Genomic DNA, 17179 nt, shown 5'->3' on the forward strand with positions numbered 1-17179 from the left:
TTTTGAAACTATTGTTGAATTTTAAACATTAATGATTAAATTAAATAATGATTTGCCTCTTTGCCCCGTTGAAATAACATTAATGTTAATGGGTGATAAGTGGAAAGTCTTAATTGTGAGAGACCTGCTTACGGGAACCAAACGCTTTGGTGAACTAAAAAAATCGCTGACCGGCATATCACAAAAAGTCTTAACTCAGCACCTGCGAGCTATGGAAAAAAATGGGTTATTAACCCGCAAAGTGTATGCCGAGGTTCCGCCAAGAGTTGAATATACGTTAACCGAGGTTGGACAAAGTCTAAAACAAGTGCATGATGCCATGTTAGCGTGGGGAAAGGCTTACAAATTAAAAGCGGATGAGTCACCTTTTCCTCATCCGTCAATCAATCATAATTAACTATCAAATTCTTCGCAGCCAAAATAAAACTCATCTGAGTTGGCATTTTTGTCACGACCGATAAGAATGATACTAGGAAAATGATTTTCTTCTGTGATTGGAGCTGTATATTGATAATATTGTCCTATATCACCCCAAGACATTTGTTCTTTTAAATGGGCAGGGATTGGGATTGCCCCCATTGCTTTGGCAAATGTATCGATATCACCTTTGGCAACAGCATAAAAATATGAACCGCTATCGCCTTGGTATTTAATTTGCGATATAGTCGTATTCATTATTTCCAGCGGTTTGGCAAAGTGATACTCTAAATTAATCAACCCATCATCTTCTAAGTTTTTTACGGTAATTTTTTGTTGGTTAAGTTGTTTAACCACTTTTGCATCACGACCATCAATTGGAGCAACCTTGCATAATAAAGCCGCTTTAAATTGTGCTTCAATTGTATTATTTGTTTCGGTCGATAATGCATATGTTGAGAAACCGAAAATGAGCAGTGAACTGCATAAAAATTTGTATGGCACCTTTATTTTTTTCCTTTTAAAGTCATCATTTCAATTATTTCATATTATTACAAAAAATGATTGTATCGAATAGCGCTTATCAAAATTTAGTTAAATAAAGTTATTTTAATATCAATGGTTAAATGGTCGATGTTATATTAAATCTTATTTTGATTTTAGTTATTGGTTAGCAATACTAATCTATCTTTGTATTACACACGTTTAAATATTTTAAAATCGTTTTTATATTTGTATTGAGTGGTGCACGTTCAATTCTTTAATGTTCTATGGTTCAATATCTAAACGTTTCGCTAGCTCAGTTTGAGATAGTTTCGCTTTTTCTCGTGCTTTCAGCAAAAATTCACGCAATTTCCACTCATCTTCTGCATCATCATACGCAGCGCGCACCACCGGATCAGCAAGCGCGATATTTTTTATTTCACTAAACGTTGTACTGTGTTTTTTACTCATCATCAATCATCTCTCTTAGTTTTGTATGCGCTCTAACGCTCGTAATTCAAATTATCCACTTCCTAAGGAAGTGCTGTACAACATTTGCATTAGGCCAAATTGTTCCAGCTTTTCAATCAATTTAATTGTTCGACCTCGCAATTCCACAGGTAAATCTAGAATTTTAGATTTTGCATCATTATACGTTTTTATTGTGAACTTTGAATCAATCCTTATTAATTTTGATGATTGTATCAAAGATGATAAAAGAACAATAATAACCTTACTGTTTTAATAAAAAATCAAAATAAATACTTTTCAACATAAACAATCTGAAATCGCTATTTTTTCTAAAATAGCTTAGTATGATTTTATTGATTTTTGTTGGCTAATTTATGATGAGCAGATCTTCAAATCACTTAACTATTAAAGATATTGCCAAGCTTTGTGGGGTGAGTAAATCGACAGTTTCGCGGGTGATTAATCATGATCCGATGGTAAAAGCAAGTACCCGTGCCAATGTAATGGCAATTATTGAACAGTATCAATTTATCCCGTCGAAATCGGCTAGAGCCATGCGTGGCTATGGGAATAAAGTCATTGGTATTATTGTCACTCGGCTTGATTCACTGTCTGAAAACCAAGCGGTACAAAGTATGTTGCCTATTTTTTACCAGCATGGTTATGATCCGATCATTATGGAGAGTCAATTTAGTACCACCAAAGTTAACGAACATCTATCCATGCTCAAAGACAAGCAAGCTGATGGTGTTATTATCTTTGCCTTTACTGGGCTTGAGCAGTCGTTATTATCCGTCTGGCGGGATAAAAGCGTGGTGATCGCAAGAAAACTCTCCGCACACAGTTGTATTTGTTATGATGATGTGGGCGCGGTAAACATGTTACTTGCCCATTTATATCAATCGCAGCAACATCAAAAAATTGGCTATATCGGTGTTGAGCAACAAGACCAAACCACTGGCGCACTGCGTTATCAAGCCTATGTGGATTTTTGCCAGCAATATCAACTTACCCCGAATGCGGCTTTAGGGCAATTAAGTTACCGCTCCGGCTATGAACTTGCCGAGTTGGTGTTAGTGAAAAATCCATCAGCGATTGTTTGCGCAACTGATAGCATCGCCTTAGGATTAAATAAATATTTACACGAAAAACAGCTTGATGATATTACAGTAGCCAGTATTGGCAATAGTGAGCTGTTGGGTTTTCTTTTCCCTAAAACCTGTGCGGTTGAGCTCGGTTTTGATCAAGCAGGTCGCTATGCAGCGCAAACGTTACTGAGTATGTTACAAAATCATTTTGAGCTTAACTGCATCACTGTTCCTTGCCGTTTAATAAGCTAGTTTTAGCCATAACTATTTAATTTGTGCTTATTTCACCCTAATCTGTGATATTAATCACAAAAAAGGGAACGTTCCCATTTATTAATTTAGCAATTCAATCTATGCTTAATTTCAATCAAAAAATAGCCAGATTATTGATAAAAATAAAATGATGTCGGCTGAGTTTTTACCGGAAAAAGGGGATGTTATTATGGCTACAGATTTAAACATAACCACAGAATCAATCGAGCAACTAATCGATTTTGTTGGTGGCAGTAAAAATATTGCCAGTGTCACCCACTGCTTGACAAGGTTAAGGTTTGCGCTGGTTGATCCCAAGGTAGCCAAGATTGACGCTATTGAAGCATTACCCTTTGTCAAAGGGTGTTTTATAAATGCTGGACAGTTTCAGGTGATTATTGGTACCAATGTTGATCGTTATTACAAAGTACTCATCCAACAATTAAATCTTAATGAGGCAAGCAAAGAGCAGACCAAAGCCGCAGCCAAACAGAATATGTCGATTTTTGAAAGGTTGATTTCTAATTTAGCCGAAATCTTTATTCCCCTATTACCCGCTTTAATTGCCGGTGGATTATTGCTGGGATTACGTAATGTGATTGGCGATATGCCATTTATTGATAACAAACCACTTACCGAAAGCTACTCTTGGTTAGTGCCGATCTACAGCCTGCTTTGGCTGCCTTGCGAGGCGATTTTTCACTTTTTACCGGTTGCCATTTGTTGGTCAACCACTAAAAAAATGGGCGGTTCGCCAGTGCTCGGTATTGTGCTTGGTATTACGTTGGTTTCCCCCCAGTTAATGAATGCCTATGATCTTGGTAGCAAAATACCCGAAGTGTGGGATTTTGGCTGGTTTACGATTGCTAAAGTGGGCTATCAAGCACAAGTGATTCCGTCGATTTTTGCAGGACTGGCTCTTGGCTGGATCGAAACTCATTTACGAAAAATCGTTCCTGATTATTTAAATTTAGTGATTGTTCCTATTGTTGCATTACTCACTTCGGTCTTTTTAGCCCATTTTATTTTAGGTCCAGCGGGGCGAATGTTAGGCAATGGCATAGCTGATATTGTTAAATATTTAATGACGGGAAATTATGCTTTTATCGGTGCAGCCATTTTTGGTTTTATCTATTCACCACTGGTGATTACCGGTATTCATCATACCACGCTCGCAATTGATTTACAGATGACCAATAGCATGGGTGGAACACCAATCTGGCCTATTATCGCCCTCTCCAATATTGCACAAGCCTCAGCGGTAGTTGGTATTATTTGGGTTAGTAGAAAACAAAATGAACGTGAAGTGTCAGTACCCGCGGCAATATCGGCCTATTTAGGCGTGACCGAGCCGGCCATGTATGGCATTAATTTACGTTATAAGTTCCCGATGTTGTGCGCCATGATTGGCTCGGCATTAGCTGGATTAATTTGTGGTTTAGCAGGCGTGTTGTCTAATGGTATTGGCGTTGGGGGATTACCGGGCATATTAACGATTAAGCCGATATATTGGTCGATTTATGCCATTGCTATGTTGGTGGCAATTGTGGTGCCAATCGCTTTAACCTCAGTGGTTTATAAGATAAAACTGAAAAAAGGCACATTAAATATTCGCTAAGCAATATTCAATAAATGGTGACAATTCGCTGTTGTATTAAAAAACAGCAGGCGATTAACAGATTAACAAAAGAGTACACAATGAACAAAATCAATATCCCTTGGTGGCAAAATGGCACTATCTATCAAATTTATGTCAAAAGCTTTCAAGCCAGTGGCACCAATTCAACCGGTGATTTACAAGGTATTATTCAGCGCTTAGATTATTTACAGACTCTTGGGATCAGTGCAATTTGGTTAACGCCAATCTATCCATCCCCACAAATCGATAACGGTTACGATGTGTCGGATTATTATGCTATCGATCCAAGCTATGGCTCAATGGCTGACTTTGAATTACTGGTAAAACAAGTACACAAGCGGGGGATGCGAATAATGATGGATATGGTGTTTAATCACACGTCAACCGAACATCCTTGGTTCAAAGCTGCTTTAGATAAAAACAGCCCTTATCGCTCTTTTTATATTTGGAAAGATGCCAATGCAGACGGGCACGAGCCTAATAATTGGGTATCGAAATTTGGTGGTAAAGCTTGGCAATGGCATCAACCATCAGGGCAGTACTATTTGCATTTATTTGCTAAAGAGCAAGCTGATCTCAACTGGGAAAACCCAACCGTTCGCAACGAAATAAAAAAAGTATGTCAATTTTGGGCTGATAAAGGGGTAGATGCACTCAGACTGGATGTGATTAATTTAGTCTCAAAACAGCAAGATTTTCCTGATGATGATAAGGGCGATGGTCGTCGATTTTATACCGATGGACCTCGCATCCATGAGTTTTTACAAGAGATCAGCCGTGAGGTATTTCAACCCAATCAACTCAAAACAGTCGGTGAAATGTCATCCACCACATTAGCAAACTGCCAAAAATATGCCAATTTAGACGGTAACGAGTTGACCATGACCTTTAATTTTCATCATCTCAAAGTTGATTATCCTAATGGGAATAAGTGGTGTTTAGCCAAACCAGATTTAATCGAACTTAAAAAAATTATCGGTTACTGGCAAACGGGTATGCAGGGTAAGGCGTGGAATGCAATTTTTTGGTGTAATCATGATCAACCGCGCATCGTCTCGCGCCTTGGCAATGAAAGCCAATATCACAAACAATCCGCTAAAATGCTTGCCATGCTACTGTATGGTTTACAAGGCACACCTTATCTTTATCAAGGTGAAGAAATCGGGATGACCAACCCCCATTTTACCGATATCACCCAATATCGCGATGTAGAAAGCCTTAATATCTATCACGAAAAACTTGCGCAAGGCATGGAAAAACAGGAAATCTTAGCCATTTTAGCCAGCAAATCCAGAGACAATAGCCGAACGCCCATGCACTGGGATACATCAGCCAATGCCGGCTTTACTCAAGGAAAACCATGGATTGAGGTTGCTAACAATTATCCGCAAATCAATGTCACAGCGGCACAAAATGATCCTGATTCGGTATTTTATTGCTATCAAACCTTAATTAAATTACGCAAACAGCATGCCATTTTTATTTTTGGTGATTATCAGGATCTAACGCCGGATAGTGCCGATTATTGGTGCTATATCCGGCGGTGGCATAATCAAAAATTACTGGTGATAACCAATTTAACCGATAAAACACAAACTTGGTCATTACCAAAATCGTTACAACATCAAAATTGGCAGCAGTTATTGAGTAATTACCAAGATAACTCACCGTTAGGTACTGAAATAAGGTTAAGACCTTATGAAGCTATATATTGGTTACAACAAGCGGATTAAGCAAGTGACACGGGCAATCAATACCTGATTGCCTATTTTTATGTACGATAATCACCCATTGTTAATGCCAATTGGTTGATCGATTTGATTAAAATACCTTTTAAAAATTAGCCTAAAAGTTATAATATTTTGTTTAAAAAATGGGTAAATCTAAAAAAATTAAAGAGGTATGATGATGGAAGACAAAACAATTTTATTAATGAACCAGTATTTAGACAGAGATTATCGTGTTTTTCCAATGGCCGAAGATAAAACAGCGTTGCAAGATATCCGCGATATTGAAAATAGTTTAGCAATGAAGTTTCCTGATGAATATGTTGCTCATTTACTTGCTGAAGATTGTGATGCTCTTCCCCATAGAGGTATTTATATTGAAGTAAAAGAAGAGATCTGGCGTCGTCCACAAGCAATGGATGTAGGACCTTTTTGGACATTTTTATATGGTTTTCATACTTATACGGCCTCTAAATTAAGTGCTGATTGGATGAGGCTTGATTTTGTTGCTCATCAATTTATGCAGGAAACAGGACTTAAAGCAATCCCAATTTTGAAAATTATTAATGATGCCGATATGTATTGTGTTAACGAAAGTGGTGATATTGTAAAATTTAATCACGAAATGAACATATTAGAACCAACAAACATGGATTTTTGGCAGGTTTGGGAATTTGAATTAAAAGAGCTAAAAGAAAGAAAAGAAACCAAAAAAGCGGAATTAAAATAATTTAATATCCAAATTAGGGGCCTTAGGAAGTAAAATACCATCAACAAAATGATATATATTAGAAATAACCAATTGCGTTATTTCTAATTTTTTATGATTTGATCAAGAACCATTATTATCGAGTGATATCATTAATGGTTATATAAACATTCACGCATTTTTACCAACTGCGCAATCGCTTTAGTAAAATTAGGCACTTCTGGCAATAGGGAAGTGATTGATGCGGTTTCAATTTTGCTTAACAATGTTTCTGCGATATGCATAATCTCATCATAACTTAATTGACCATTTTTAATTGCAAGCAGCTCATTGCGATTAGCTCGTTTATTGGTTAGTGTGCCTTGTGTCATAATTTCATGCGCCACTTGCAATAAGCGAATAGTATGCATCATATTTTTTGCATCAAAATCATTGCCACTTTTAATATTACTTTGATAACGCTGTTCATTACGCTTTTCGACCCATTGCCAATAGGCTTTATAGTCACGGCAATGCGATGAAAAACCATCACGATTAAAACTTAAATAAGCTGTCACTGGGGTATCTATTTTTACGGAAGATAAACAAAGCTCGGTTGAATCTTGCTGCTGTACTATGCCATGATAACCACAACTGCCCAATGGATCGTAAAACAGGGCATATAAATCCCGCCCATGCCGCACATTCACCAATCCACATAAATGTTGTTTAAAACCATGCTCAGCTAGCCAATCATTTAATGGATAAGCCCGCTGATCTTCAATAATATAGCAAAAATCCAGCACGGTTTTACGTGTTACGGCAACGGGGTTATTAATCTTTTTATTTAATCCTTTGGCTTTTTTTATTTGCGACATGGCATAGTGGGCAAAGGTCTGCTTGGTCTGTTTAGATAAAAACAGATCGAGTGTTAAATGCTGCATTATTGGATGCTGATAAACAATACAGCTTGGATCCGAGGCTAACACTTCTAAAATATTCGGGTTGTTTTTCAGTAACAGTTCCACAAACCGCCCTAATTCATAATAAACAATATCATTGGTTTCATTACTAATTTGTGGAATATAATCAATTCCATAGAATTTATCTTTAGGTAGATAAAAAACACCTTTGATATCGGTATCTGATGTTTCAGTGGCTAAACCAAATGCACGGCTACCGCTGATGACTTCAAATAAGATTAAGTTTTGTGCTTTTAAATCGTCGATTGTCATCTTGTATTCCTGTCTTATTTTAAGCTCATCAATGTTTGTATAAAAAAGTGATCTAACTTATCAGATTTAAAATGTTGTTCAGCAATAGCTTGTACGCTTTCGCTAATCTCACTCATGGATTGTTCAATAAACAATAATATTTTTGGATCGATAGTGATAGGCGTTGATTCAGTCATGGTTGCTTTTAAGGCAATAATATCATTGATTTGCTGGCTTAACTCATTAGGTAATAGTGTCAATAATGGCGTAATGGCCATGGGGACGATTTGCTGTTTTTCTAAACACCATTTGGCACATAATAATGGTCTTAATACATAAAACAGTTTTTTGACACCGATCTGCTGCCCTTCACTGCTTTGTAAGGCGCTTTTAGCAATCCCTAAATAGTGATGAATATTGCCACGAGCATTAAAAAAATCAGCACAAAGTTGCCATAATTGGTTAGCAATTGGTGCATTTTGTTGATAAATAATGGGTGATTGCAACCATTCAAACGGGGTAGTATTCGATTTACGGATCAATTGTAAAGTCTTTTTTAAATCCCAACCATGCAAATCCAGCTCATCATCAATAGGAAAAGTTAAATGTGAAGCAGGATTATCAATGGCTAAGTATTTCTCAAACCGATGCACATAAATAAAACGCACATCATAATCACTATTCGGCGATGGAAAACCCCACGCCCGACTGCCTGATTCACAGGCATAAAGTATATGGATATTATGTTGTTGCGCTAATTCTGCTAACTTTTGTTTTATGCGGTTTTGCATTGCAACTATTCCTTTAGGTTATTTATTTTACTTTATATCTGAATTTTTAACGCTTTTAAAGCCTTTTGCCTATTATCATTAAAAAATCATTGAACATAATGAGTTATGATTGAAACGGTATAGACTCCTGAATATTTTTTACAACCGCATTAATTATTACTATCACTTAGATCTAAAATGCGACTTACCAGTCGGTAAAAATGTGGTACCTGCTTGAACGTCTAACCATATTTGACGGCAACGTTGACGTCGCTTTACTTGGCAATAGTTAGCCAATGCCAAAAATCCTTGTAGTTCCATTACCCCAAAAAAATAACGTTGCCACTTAGCGGCGGTATCGGTATTAATTCTCAATTGTTGGTTAATGGTTTTCAATGTTTCACCTTGTAGCAATAAATCAACAAAAGGCAACCACAGTTCACAATAAGATAACTTATCAAGATAATACTTTTTGAGTGGATTAAACGTTCGGTGACAGGTTCGGCAACGAAAATTAAGACGGTGTCCAATGCGAACTGTACTGAGCGATCCACAATAATCGCAAGGCATAACTGACGTACCAAGTAGCTTGGTCAGCCATAACTTAAATGCCTGAGCTTGTCGAGATACTTCTGCCGGCATCGATTGTGTAAGGTTAAGTACCGCTTGATAAAGATCAGGCTCATACTGCGCTAGCCACTGACGAATAACGTTATCTCGCCTTTGAGCAGCTCGCGGTGACAGGTGAAATTTATTGGCAATCAAGCTATGTGGCAGGGCAATTAACGTCATGGGCGCAATATCAATCAGCAATGCGACAGGTTTAAGGCGTCGACATAATGAACTTGTTGCGATTAACGCTGGCACTCGTTGCAAAAATCGCTCAGCAGCAGAATGCTGCTCGTCGGGTAAAATAGAGTGATACATTGTTGATCCCCTTTGAAACGGTATAGACTCCTGAATATTTTTTACAAATAATATAACCTAAAAACTGAACAGGTGGAATTATTTGGTTAACGACTGCCCAGCATAAACAGAATATGCTATATTATTTTTTGTATGATTTTACAAGGCGATAAGATGGATATTAAACTAACCAAACATGACAAACGCTATATTGAAAGCACGGACGACGTGTACAGTATTATGCAGCGTGTGTTATTGCGTGAAAACAAGATCGACCAAGAAAAGGAACATCTTTGGATTATTGGTATGAATCAAGCGGGTTATATCCTGTATATTGAACTAATTGCGCTTGGATCGTATAAATCGGTCAATATTGAGCCAATGAACGTGTTTCGCGTTGCGGTGATGAAAAATGCCTCACGCGTGATTTTGGTGCATAACCACCCGTCAGGATCGCTGATCCCCCTCAGAGGCGGATAAAGACATCACCGACCGCTTAATTCAAGTTGCCCATATTTTAAATATCGAGCTTACCGACCACTTAATTATCACCCCAAAAACCTATATCAGCTTTCGCAGCATCAAACTAATGGCAGAACTCGAACAAAGCCTGAAATATGTTCCGACTTACCAAGTGGTTGAACGCATTCGTAAACAAGAAAAGCAAATTGCGAAAGAAAAGTTGGCGGTTGCAAATGATAAAGTAAAAACTGCTGAGGAAAAAGCTAGAACTGCAAAACTGGTCGCAAAGCAAGAACGAGAGCAAAAAGAAAGGTTAGTACATGCACTATCTCAAAAAGATAGTTCCATTGAACAAATAGCCACAATTATGGAAATTGATGCTAAAGAAGTACAAAAAATTCTGAAAAAGAAAACGATGAAAGAGTAATGAGTTTCAAAAAATGTGAACTGTCTCGTAAAATAATAAGCTTATTATTGTTATGTATATAAATACAGTTATAATATTTGGAATTTTTAGTAGCAAGGAATACACATTTTATGAAATATGCTTATGAAGATATGAGTGATGAGCAATTTGAAAGATTAGTTGTTGTTATTTGCCAGCATATAATGGGTATTTCTACACAAGGATTTGCTAAGGGGCCTGATGGTGGGCGAGACGCTAAATTTATTGGTACTGCCGAATTATTTCCCAGTAGAAGTTCACCTTGGATTGGAACAACAATTATTCAAGCCAAACATACTAATGGCTATAATCGTAATTGCTCTGAATCTGATTTTTATAATAAAGAAAAGAAAACTAACCCAAATACCGTGATTGGTGGGGAACTGATTCGTATCAAAAAGTTAAAAGATCAAGGCGAGCTGGATAATTATGTCTTGTTTACTAATCGTCGTTTAACTGGTAATGCAGAGAGTGAAATATGTAAAACGATTTCAGACTATATTGAAGTCGATATAGTATCAGTAAAGATCATGGATATTAATCAGATAGAACTTTATCTTAAACGATATCCTGAAATAATGAGAATCGCTGATCTAGATCCTATCGATAGTCCGTTAATTGTTAGTCCTGACGATTTAGCAGAAGTTATCCAGGCATTTGCAAATCAAGCGCGAAAAATAGAAAGTAGTTTAGCCGATATCAATATTGAGCGAACCACTTATGCTAGAAAAAATCAGCTAAATAATATGACTGAGGCTTATGCTAATGAGCTTAAGCGGCGTTACCTCAAAGATGTTAATGAAATTGAATCTTTTCTATCTTTAGCTGAAAATAGTGAATTACGTGAGCGTTATGATCTTGCTGCAAATGAGTTTTGTTTAAATATTATTGCAAAAAGAAAGCGTTATCAGACCTTCGATGAGGTAATGAACTACTTATCAAAGCTATTAGTTGATAGAGACCCAATTTTGAGACAAGTTAAACATAAACGATTAGTGAATGTCATGTTGTTTTTTATGTATTGGAGTTGTGATATAGGTAAGAATGAAGATGCTAAGACCCAATAAACATACTCACCCGGATAAAACTATTATTAACATGTCTTTTTTATTGCTTACTTATATTAAGAAAAAGAGACTAAAAAAGTATGATAGTTTATTAGAATATGCTAAAAAATCCGTTGAAGGTGGACATTTTTTATTTCTACCTGCGCTTAATCTTCTTTTTTTATTAGGGTTAGTTGAGTATCATGCAAAAACTGATTCAATCGAATATGTGGGGATAAATGAAACTATCTAAATTATATTCAAATAAACCAGATTTATTTGAAACAATTATTTTTTCATCAGGTTTGAACGTAATTCAAGCTGAAATCCGTTTGCCTGAAAATAAGGAAAAAGATACCCATAATTTAGGTAAATCGACGTTAGGCAAATTACTTGATTTTTGTTTTTTATCTCAAAAAAAATCAGAATTCTTTTTATTTAAGCATGAACAGTTGTTTAACCAATTTGTATTTTTTTTAGAGTTAGAATTAGAAGATGGTTCTTACCTCACTATTCGTCGAGGTGTCACTAATGCAGCTCGCATCAGTATAAAGAAACATAACGATTCACACCAAGATTTTACTCAATTAACGAATTGGGATCATGAAAATGTGCCATTTGATAAAGCGAAAGAAATTTTAGACAGTATATTGAATTTTTACTGTCTCAAACCATGGCCTTATCGCAAAATGTTAGGTTATTTATTACGTTCTCAAGATGATTATCGTAATGTTTTTCAATTAAGAAAATTTGCATCTAAACATAAAGACTGGAAACCCTTTCTTGCTCATATTCTTGGTTTTAATTCTGATTTAATTACAAAACACTATGAACTTGAATCTCAACTTAAGGATGCGAGAAATAGAGAAGATATAGTACAAAAAGAGTTGGGCGGTTCAATTGAAGATATTAGTCGGATTGATGGGCTCTTATTATTAAAACAACAAGATGTTAATGAGCGACAACGGCTATTGGATCAGTTTGATTTTCATTCAGTAGATCAAGTAAAAACAAAAAAACTCATTGATGAATTAGATTTGAAAATAGCCACATTAAATAAAAGACGTTATTCATTAGAGTTTAATCGAAAAAAGATAGAATTATCTTTACAAAAACAACAAATATTATTTGATCCTGATAAGGCCGAAAGCTTATACAAAGAAGTCGGGATTCTTTTCCCTAAGCAATTAAAAAAAGATTTTAATCAACTTATTAAGTTTAACCGCGCGATTACGGAAGAACGACATAAATATTTAAAAGAAGAACTATCATCAATAAAAAAAGAGTTAATAGATATTAATCAAACCTTATTGCAATTAGGTGAAGAAAGAACACAAACTTTATCATTTTTAGGTGAAACAGATATTTTTGATAAATATAAACAAATATCTAATGATTTAATTACCTTAAAAGCTGATATTGCTTTTTTAGAAAGGCAAAAAGAGTTTATTCACAAATTGCAAGAGCTTAGGACTGAAATTAGGCAGTTAAATAAAAAATATCAAAAAATTCAAATTGATATGGAAAAAGATTTAGAGATGCAAAATAAACAGGAAACAAGTTTATTTTCAGAAATTAGGTTGTATTTCAGTCGCATTATTGAAGATGTTATTTCTCGAAAAGCATTACTTAATGTCAAAATTAATCGAGAAGGTCATCTTGACTTTAGTGCTGATATTTTAGATGAAGCTGGTTGTTCAACAAGTGCTGATGATGGACATACTTATAAAAAATTATTATGTGTGGCTTTTGATTTAGCTATATTACGCGCTCATCTTAAAGATAATTTTCCTCGTTTTGTTTATCATGATGGGATATTTGAATCTTTAGATGACAGAACAAAGATCAATCTTCTGAATGTGATAAGGCAATATTCTATTTTAGGTATTCAACAAATTATTACTGTAATTGATTCAGATATTCCACTTGATAATAATATTTTCTTTAATAAAAATGAAATTGCATTGGTATTACATGATGAAGGAATACAAGGAAGATTATTTAAATTACCATCTTGGTAATTAAATTAATCGAAAAACAAAGTTGAGTAAATGAAAGTCTTATTATTGATTAAGTCTGAATACATTAAATGAATTCTCTCATTGAAGAAGAAATTTGAATTTTAAAAGGATAGTAAAAAACTGTTCAGAATGTTTTGATTTATGCCACATTATCGGTTGGATAAGTTATCGGTGAGTTTGATATCGATGTAGTGATATCGTGAGCATTTCGCAAAAAATAAAAGGGGGTATTACCCCATAACCCACACCACCAACCGTCATTAATATACAATTCCGCCCCCCCATTTGGGGCGGCCATAACTGCGTCGATCTTTTTAAGTTTGTTAGCACGTAAATAGAATATTTAACTATTGTGCGAAGCAAGTAGCGTTGCCAACCTTTTTTTTATTTCATCATTAGGTTCGTTTGCAATAAGTTCTTGCAGGGCAAGCGTTAGTTTATCTGTCCAACATTGCCGATCCCAAGCTTCAATGGCATTTAATGCCATGTTTCGGTTGCGTATTACAGGGCTGTTTAGACCTATTAATATAAGATCTTCACCCATACCCGGAAATCGATTGAGCTCTTGTAAAATAGCATCCAATGCACGGTGTGCTTTATATTTGATGCCAAATGCAGATTCTAGCGCTGGCCCAGTTGCGATTTTTGTAAAGTCATATTGTTGCCCAGCTAACTGTATAACTTGTTGTACTCTTTGTATATCATCGGTTTGCATTAAATAATACCACTGTTCACCCTGATAATTTTTTTGATATGCAAAACGCGCATCCCATGCATCAAATCCAAATTGCGTGTAAAGATCAGCAGCTAGGCAAAATTTACTGCTATCATCAGTCATTAAATCATGCTCAATTAATGCTAACCATTTATCTTGATGGATAAACTCATTTCGCTTTTTCAATAATTGCGTTTTTTATTTTTTCATTCCAATTAGGATAGCTTTCATTAAGCTGGTTGCTAACAAAATCACGTATAGTCAGTACTGTCCGTAAAGGGGGGAGTTCAGCTAATGAGGGTAGTTTTAGTAAATGTTTTAAATAATTTAAACAAACAGTAGCACCTTCCTCATAACAATGCATATCTTCGGCTGGTCCGCCCATGATGAGTGCCTCTAAAATTTCACCCGCAGATTCTAATAAAGGTAAATTAACACTATCTTGTTCTAAAACCTGATTTAATTCACCTTTGGTTGCGCAAGTATAAGCAAGATATTCGTTCATAACGCTATTTTGATAACCCGCTCTTAATAACCAATCTTTAGTTGTTGATGATAATTGATATTCGGCTAATCGTTCAACGATATGGATCCTACCCCAACCATCCACTTTTTTAGCTAAAGTAACTAAGGCATTTTCGACTTGTTCGGGTGATGATAAGGTATTTTGTAATGCAACTGCTGAATATAAGGTAAACTCTTCATGCATGCCTAATAATAAAAATAAGTCTGTTTGTTCGGTAGTAAAACATCCTAATACAGCAATACTAAACTTAATGATTTCACGATCAGGGCTATTTGTTGCTAACCAATAGGTAAATTCATATAACTTATCAAAATCAAGGTCAATTTTTGGTATTGCATCACTTAAATCATCAATAAAACTTAAAGTACCTTCTGTATTTATTAAGGTGTAAAGTTTTTCGATATAGTGTTTATTGGGTTGTGTTGATATTGTGATTAGTAACGTTAAAATTTCTTCAACACATGTTTGTTCAGATGATGCGCCATGATGATTGCTAACTCCATCCATCGCCCCGGCTGCCCATTTTAATTTTGTATCATCAGATGATTCATCAGGAAGTGTTTGGGCTATTTCAGGCAGTTTTTCAGCACGTTGATAAGGCAGTAAAAATTGATAAATACTGATTTTATTGTTATCCCATACCATTGGAAATGGTTGAGTCGTCGCCCTATTTGAGGGTTCTGTGGTTGAACTTTGAGTATTTTCTTTCATTGTTAATCCTTTAAATATTTTATTGTTAGAATGATTAATCAGTTATTTAAATTAAATAATCGCGATAGTCATGCATTATTTTTAGATTGTAATTGATATAATTGAAGTTGTTTATATTTTTATTTCCACCAATACCGAGGATTGCTCCTCGATATTTTTTACCCTTTCACACACACGACTTGCCGTAATTGATGGACAATTTCGACCAGTTCATTTTGGGCTGTCATTACCGCATCAATATCTTTATATGCCATTGGTATTTCATCAATCACATCAGCATCTTTACGGCATTCAACATGTGCGGTAGCTTTAATTTGGTCTTCAATGGTAAATTGTTTTTTTGCCGCTGTTCGGCTCATAACTCGCCCTGCACCATGTGAGCATGAACAGAAACTTTCTTCATTACCAAGTCCACGGACAATATAGCTTTTAGCGCCCATTGAGCCCGGAATAATCCCTAGCTCACCTTTACGAGCTGATACCGCGCCTTTACGAGTAATAAAAATGTCTTCACCAAAATGCTGTTCTTTTTGCACATAGTTATGGTGACAATTAACCGCCGACATATGTGTAGTAAACGGTTTAGTAATGACTTTACGCATCGCTAAGATGACATTATTCATCATGGCTTCACGGTTGAGCCTTGCAAATTCTTGTGCCCAATGTACGGCATCAACATAATCTTGAAAATGTTCAGTGCCTTCTTGTAAATAAGCCAAATCTTTATCGGGTAGATTTTTAATATGGGCTTCCATATCTTTTTTAGCCATTTCTATAAAAAAGCTGCCAATGGCATTACCTACACCACGTGATCCACTATGCAACATAATCCAAACTCGATCGGCTTCGTCTAAACAGATTTCGATAAAATGGTTGCCGGTACCGAGTGTGCCTAAATGTCGGTAGTTATTGGTATTTAAAAAACGTGGGTATTTTTCGGTTAATTTTTCAAAACCCGGTAATAGCTGTTGCCAATAGCCATCGATTAGTGATGGTGGATTTTGCCAGCTACCGCTATCTCGCCCTTTATGTTTTGGTGTTATGCCATGCGGTACCGCTTTTTCAATTTCATGCCGTAACGGTGATAAATTATCGGGCAAATCACTCGCCATTAAGGAAGTTTGCACCGCAATCATTCCACAACCAATATCAACACCCACTGCCGCTGGAATAATTGCGCCCATGGTTGGGATCACACTACCAATAGTCGATCCTTTACCTACATGCACATCAGGCATTACAGCAATATGTTTAAAAATAAATGGTAATTGTGCGGTTTTGGTTAATTGTGATTTAGCTTCATCTTCAACAGGTACACCTTTTGTCCACATTTTTATTGGCTTAGCATTTTCGGTTTTTAATACTTCATATTGATTCATTTTTTCATCCCATTTAAATTTTATGCAACGCTGAGTTGCTAAGTTGACAAGCTTGGTTTTATTTTTAGATTTTATTTTCCCCTTGGGGCGATAAAGTCTTTTTTGTGACTCAGTATTATAAATATTGCTAAAATCGTGCCAAAAATTTAAAAAGACAAAAATAATTAATATCAATTTGATTTAAAAAGAAAAATAAATTTTAAATAGATCAAGAAAGAA

19 protein-coding genes are annotated in these 17179 nt (G+C 35.7%); 10 read left to right on the plus strand and 9 right to left on the minus strand.

Annotation, left to right across the window (positions count from 1 at the left end):
* Positions 1–31 precede the first annotated feature (31 nt).
* The gene (locus tag ACYIAL_RS10860) at positions 32–397 is read left to right on the plus strand and encodes a winged helix-turn-helix transcriptional regulator (RefSeq protein WP_483751678.1); all 366 of its coding nucleotides are present in this window, start codon (positions 32–34) and stop codon (positions 395–397) included.
* Here the strand turns inward: ACYIAL_RS10860 and ACYIAL_RS10865 are convergent.
* Together ACYIAL_RS10865 and ACYIAL_RS10870 are read right to left on the minus strand one after the other, a co-directional pair.
* A complete protein-coding gene (locus ACYIAL_RS10865; RefSeq protein WP_483751679.1) occupies positions 394–921 on the minus strand; it encodes a hypothetical protein in 528 nt (175 codons plus the stop codon). The two genes, ACYIAL_RS10860 and ACYIAL_RS10865, sit on opposite strands and share 4 nt — an antisense overlap.
* Before the next feature lie 264 nt (positions 922–1185).
* Positions 1186–1374 (minus strand): hypothetical protein, encoded by a 189-nt coding sequence (locus ACYIAL_RS10870; RefSeq protein ID WP_483751680.1) that lies wholly within the window; start codon positions 1372–1374, stop codon positions 1186–1188.
* Positions 1375–1745: 371 nt separating this feature from the next.
* On the opposite strand from ACYIAL_RS10870, the gene treR reads away from it, so the two are divergent.
* The 4 genes from treR (at position 1746) to ACYIAL_RS10890 (ending at position 6807) form a co-directional block, all read left to right on the plus strand.
* Positions 1746–2711 (plus strand): trehalose operon repressor TreR, encoded by a 966-nt coding sequence (gene treR / locus ACYIAL_RS10875; protein WP_202115468.1) that lies wholly within the window; start codon positions 1746–1748, stop codon positions 2709–2711.
* A 190-nt stretch (positions 2712–2901) separates the two neighbouring features.
* The gene (gene treB, locus ACYIAL_RS10880; protein ID WP_483751681.1) at positions 2902–4329 is read left to right on the plus strand and encodes a PTS trehalose transporter subunit IIBC; all 1428 of its coding nucleotides are present in this window, start codon (positions 2902–2904) and stop codon (positions 4327–4329) included.
* 80 nt (positions 4330–4409) lie between these two features.
* Positions 4410–6083 carry an alpha,alpha-phosphotrehalase gene (gene treC, locus ACYIAL_RS10885; protein ID WP_483751682.1) on the plus strand — a complete coding sequence of 558 codons (1674 nt, stop codon included), beginning with the start codon at positions 4410–4412 and terminating at the stop codon, positions 6081–6083.
* 175 nt (positions 6084–6258) lie between these two features.
* On the plus strand, positions 6259–6807 hold the full coding sequence (locus tag ACYIAL_RS10890; protein ID WP_160432018.1) for a hypothetical protein: 549 nt from the start codon (positions 6259–6261) through the stop codon (positions 6805–6807).
* 131 nt (positions 6808–6938) lie between these two features.
* Here ACYIAL_RS10890 and ACYIAL_RS10895 read toward each other — a convergent pair whose 3' ends face one another.
* From ACYIAL_RS10895 to ACYIAL_RS10905, 3 genes are all read right to left on the minus strand, one after another.
* Positions 6939–8000, minus strand: a complete 1062-nt coding sequence (locus ACYIAL_RS10895) for a nucleotidyltransferase domain-containing protein (RefSeq protein WP_483751683.1) — start codon at positions 7998–8000, stop codon at positions 6939–6941.
* Positions 8001–8014: 14 nt separating this feature from the next.
* Entirely contained in the window at positions 8015–8770 is a 756-nt protein-coding gene (locus tag ACYIAL_RS10900; protein ID WP_483751684.1) for a nucleotidyltransferase domain-containing protein, read from the minus strand.
* 162 nt (positions 8771–8932) lie between these two features.
* On the minus strand, positions 8933–9676 hold the full coding sequence (locus ACYIAL_RS10905) for a transposase (protein ID WP_483751685.1): 744 nt from the start codon (positions 9674–9676) through the stop codon (positions 8933–8935).
* Positions 9677–9829: 153 nt separating this feature from the next.
* Between ACYIAL_RS10905 and ACYIAL_RS10910 the strand changes: the two genes are divergently transcribed.
* The 5 genes from ACYIAL_RS10910 to ACYIAL_RS10930 all read left to right on the plus strand — a co-directional run bounded on the left by ACYIAL_RS10910 (position 9830) and on the right by ACYIAL_RS10930 (position 13629).
* Positions 9830–10135, plus strand: coding sequence for a JAB domain-containing protein (locus tag ACYIAL_RS10910; RefSeq protein ID WP_483751686.1), 306 nt, complete (start codon positions 9830–9832; stop codon positions 10133–10135).
* A 109-nt stretch (positions 10136–10244) separates the two neighbouring features.
* A complete protein-coding gene (locus tag ACYIAL_RS10915; RefSeq protein WP_483751687.1) occupies positions 10245–10544 on the plus strand; it encodes a hypothetical protein in 300 nt (99 codons plus the stop codon).
* Between the two features lie 110 nt (positions 10545–10654).
* The gene (locus tag ACYIAL_RS10920; protein WP_483751688.1) at positions 10655–11629 is read left to right on the plus strand and encodes an ABC-three component system protein; all 975 of its coding nucleotides are present in this window, start codon (positions 10655–10657) and stop codon (positions 11627–11629) included.
* The gene (locus tag ACYIAL_RS10925; protein ID WP_065636373.1) at positions 11613–11861 is read left to right on the plus strand and encodes an ABC-three component system middle component 8; all 249 of its coding nucleotides are present in this window, start codon (positions 11613–11615) and stop codon (positions 11859–11861) included. Before ACYIAL_RS10920 ends, ACYIAL_RS10925 begins: the two co-directional genes overlap by 17 nt.
* Positions 11848–13629, plus strand: a complete 1782-nt coding sequence (locus tag ACYIAL_RS10930; RefSeq protein ID WP_483751689.1) for a DUF2326 domain-containing protein — start codon at positions 11848–11850, stop codon at positions 13627–13629. Before ACYIAL_RS10925 ends, ACYIAL_RS10930 begins: the two co-directional genes overlap by 14 nt.
* A gap of 139 nt (positions 13630–13768) precedes the next feature.
* On the opposite strand, the gene ACYIAL_RS10935 is transcribed toward ACYIAL_RS10930, so the two are convergent.
* The 4 genes from ACYIAL_RS10935 to ACYIAL_RS10950 form a co-directional block, all read right to left on the minus strand.
* The gene (locus tag ACYIAL_RS10935) at positions 13769–13927 is read right to left on the minus strand and encodes a hypothetical protein (RefSeq protein WP_483751690.1); all 159 of its coding nucleotides are present in this window, start codon (positions 13925–13927) and stop codon (positions 13769–13771) included.
* Between the two features lie 45 nt (positions 13928–13972).
* A complete protein-coding gene (locus ACYIAL_RS10940) occupies positions 13973–14530 on the minus strand; it encodes a hypothetical protein (protein ID WP_483751691.1) in 558 nt (185 codons plus the stop codon).
* Positions 14514–15581 (minus strand): hypothetical protein, encoded by a 1068-nt coding sequence (locus tag ACYIAL_RS10945; protein WP_483751692.1) that lies wholly within the window; start codon positions 15579–15581, stop codon positions 14514–14516. Before ACYIAL_RS10945 ends, ACYIAL_RS10940 begins: the two co-directional genes overlap by 17 nt.
* Positions 15582–15739: 158 nt before the next feature.
* Positions 15740–16960: an RtcB family protein gene (locus tag ACYIAL_RS10950; RefSeq protein WP_174796456.1), complete on the minus strand. Its 1221-nt coding sequence runs from the start codon at positions 16958–16960 to the stop codon at positions 15740–15742.
* Between the last annotated feature and the right edge of the window lie 219 nt (positions 16961–17179).

It is taken from the genome of Gilliamella sp. X-57 (assembly GCF_057063565.1).

Excerpts from the sequence above, each read along its gene's own strand:
- ACYIAL_RS10930 (WP_483751689.1), top strand. The coding sequence starts at position 11,848 with ATGAAACTATCTAAATTATATTCAAATAAACCAGATTTATTTGAAACA.
- ACYIAL_RS10950 (WP_174796456.1), bottom strand. The coding sequence starts at position 16,960 with ATGAATCAATATGAAGTATTAAAAACCGAAAATGCTAAGCCAATAAAA.
- treB (WP_483751681.1), top strand. The coding sequence starts at position 2,902 with ATGGCTACAGATTTAAACATAACCACAGAATCAATCGAGCAACTAATC.
- ACYIAL_RS10945 (WP_483751692.1), bottom strand. The coding sequence starts at position 15,581 with ATGAAAGAAAATACTCAAAGTTCAACCACAGAACCCTCAAATAGGGCG.
- ACYIAL_RS10925 (WP_065636373.1), top strand. The coding sequence starts at position 11,613 with ATGCTAAGACCCAATAAACATACTCACCCGGATAAAACTATTATTAAC.
- ACYIAL_RS10915 (WP_483751687.1), top strand. The coding sequence starts at position 10,245 with ATGGCAGAACTCGAACAAAGCCTGAAATATGTTCCGACTTACCAAGTG.
- treC (WP_483751682.1), top strand. The coding sequence starts at position 4,410 with ATGAACAAAATCAATATCCCTTGGTGGCAAAATGGCACTATCTATCAA.
- ACYIAL_RS10920 (WP_483751688.1), top strand. The coding sequence starts at position 10,655 with ATGAAATATGCTTATGAAGATATGAGTGATGAGCAATTTGAAAGATTA.
- ACYIAL_RS10870 (WP_483751680.1), bottom strand. The coding sequence starts at position 1,374 with ATGATGAGTAAAAAACACAGTACAACGTTTAGTGAAATAAAAAATATC.
- treR (WP_202115468.1), top strand. The coding sequence starts at position 1,746 with ATGATGAGCAGATCTTCAAATCACTTAACTATTAAAGATATTGCCAAG.
- ACYIAL_RS10890 (WP_160432018.1), top strand. The coding sequence starts at position 6,259 with ATGGAAGACAAAACAATTTTATTAATGAACCAGTATTTAGACAGAGAT.
- ACYIAL_RS10895 (WP_483751683.1), bottom strand. The coding sequence starts at position 8,000 with ATGACAATCGACGATTTAAAAGCACAAAACTTAATCTTATTTGAAGTC.
- ACYIAL_RS10900 (WP_483751684.1), bottom strand. The coding sequence starts at position 8,770 with ATGCAAAACCGCATAAAACAAAAGTTAGCAGAATTAGCGCAACAACAT.
- ACYIAL_RS10860 (WP_483751678.1), top strand. The coding sequence starts at position 32 with ATGATTAAATTAAATAATGATTTGCCTCTTTGCCCCGTTGAAATAACA.
- ACYIAL_RS10935 (WP_483751690.1), bottom strand. The coding sequence starts at position 13,927 with ATGGCCGCCCCAAATGGGGGGGCGGAATTGTATATTAATGACGGTTGG.
- ACYIAL_RS10910 (WP_483751686.1), top strand. The coding sequence starts at position 9,830 with ATGGATATTAAACTAACCAAACATGACAAACGCTATATTGAAAGCACG.
- ACYIAL_RS10905 (WP_483751685.1), bottom strand. The coding sequence starts at position 9,676 with ATGTATCACTCTATTTTACCCGACGAGCAGCATTCTGCTGCTGAGCGA.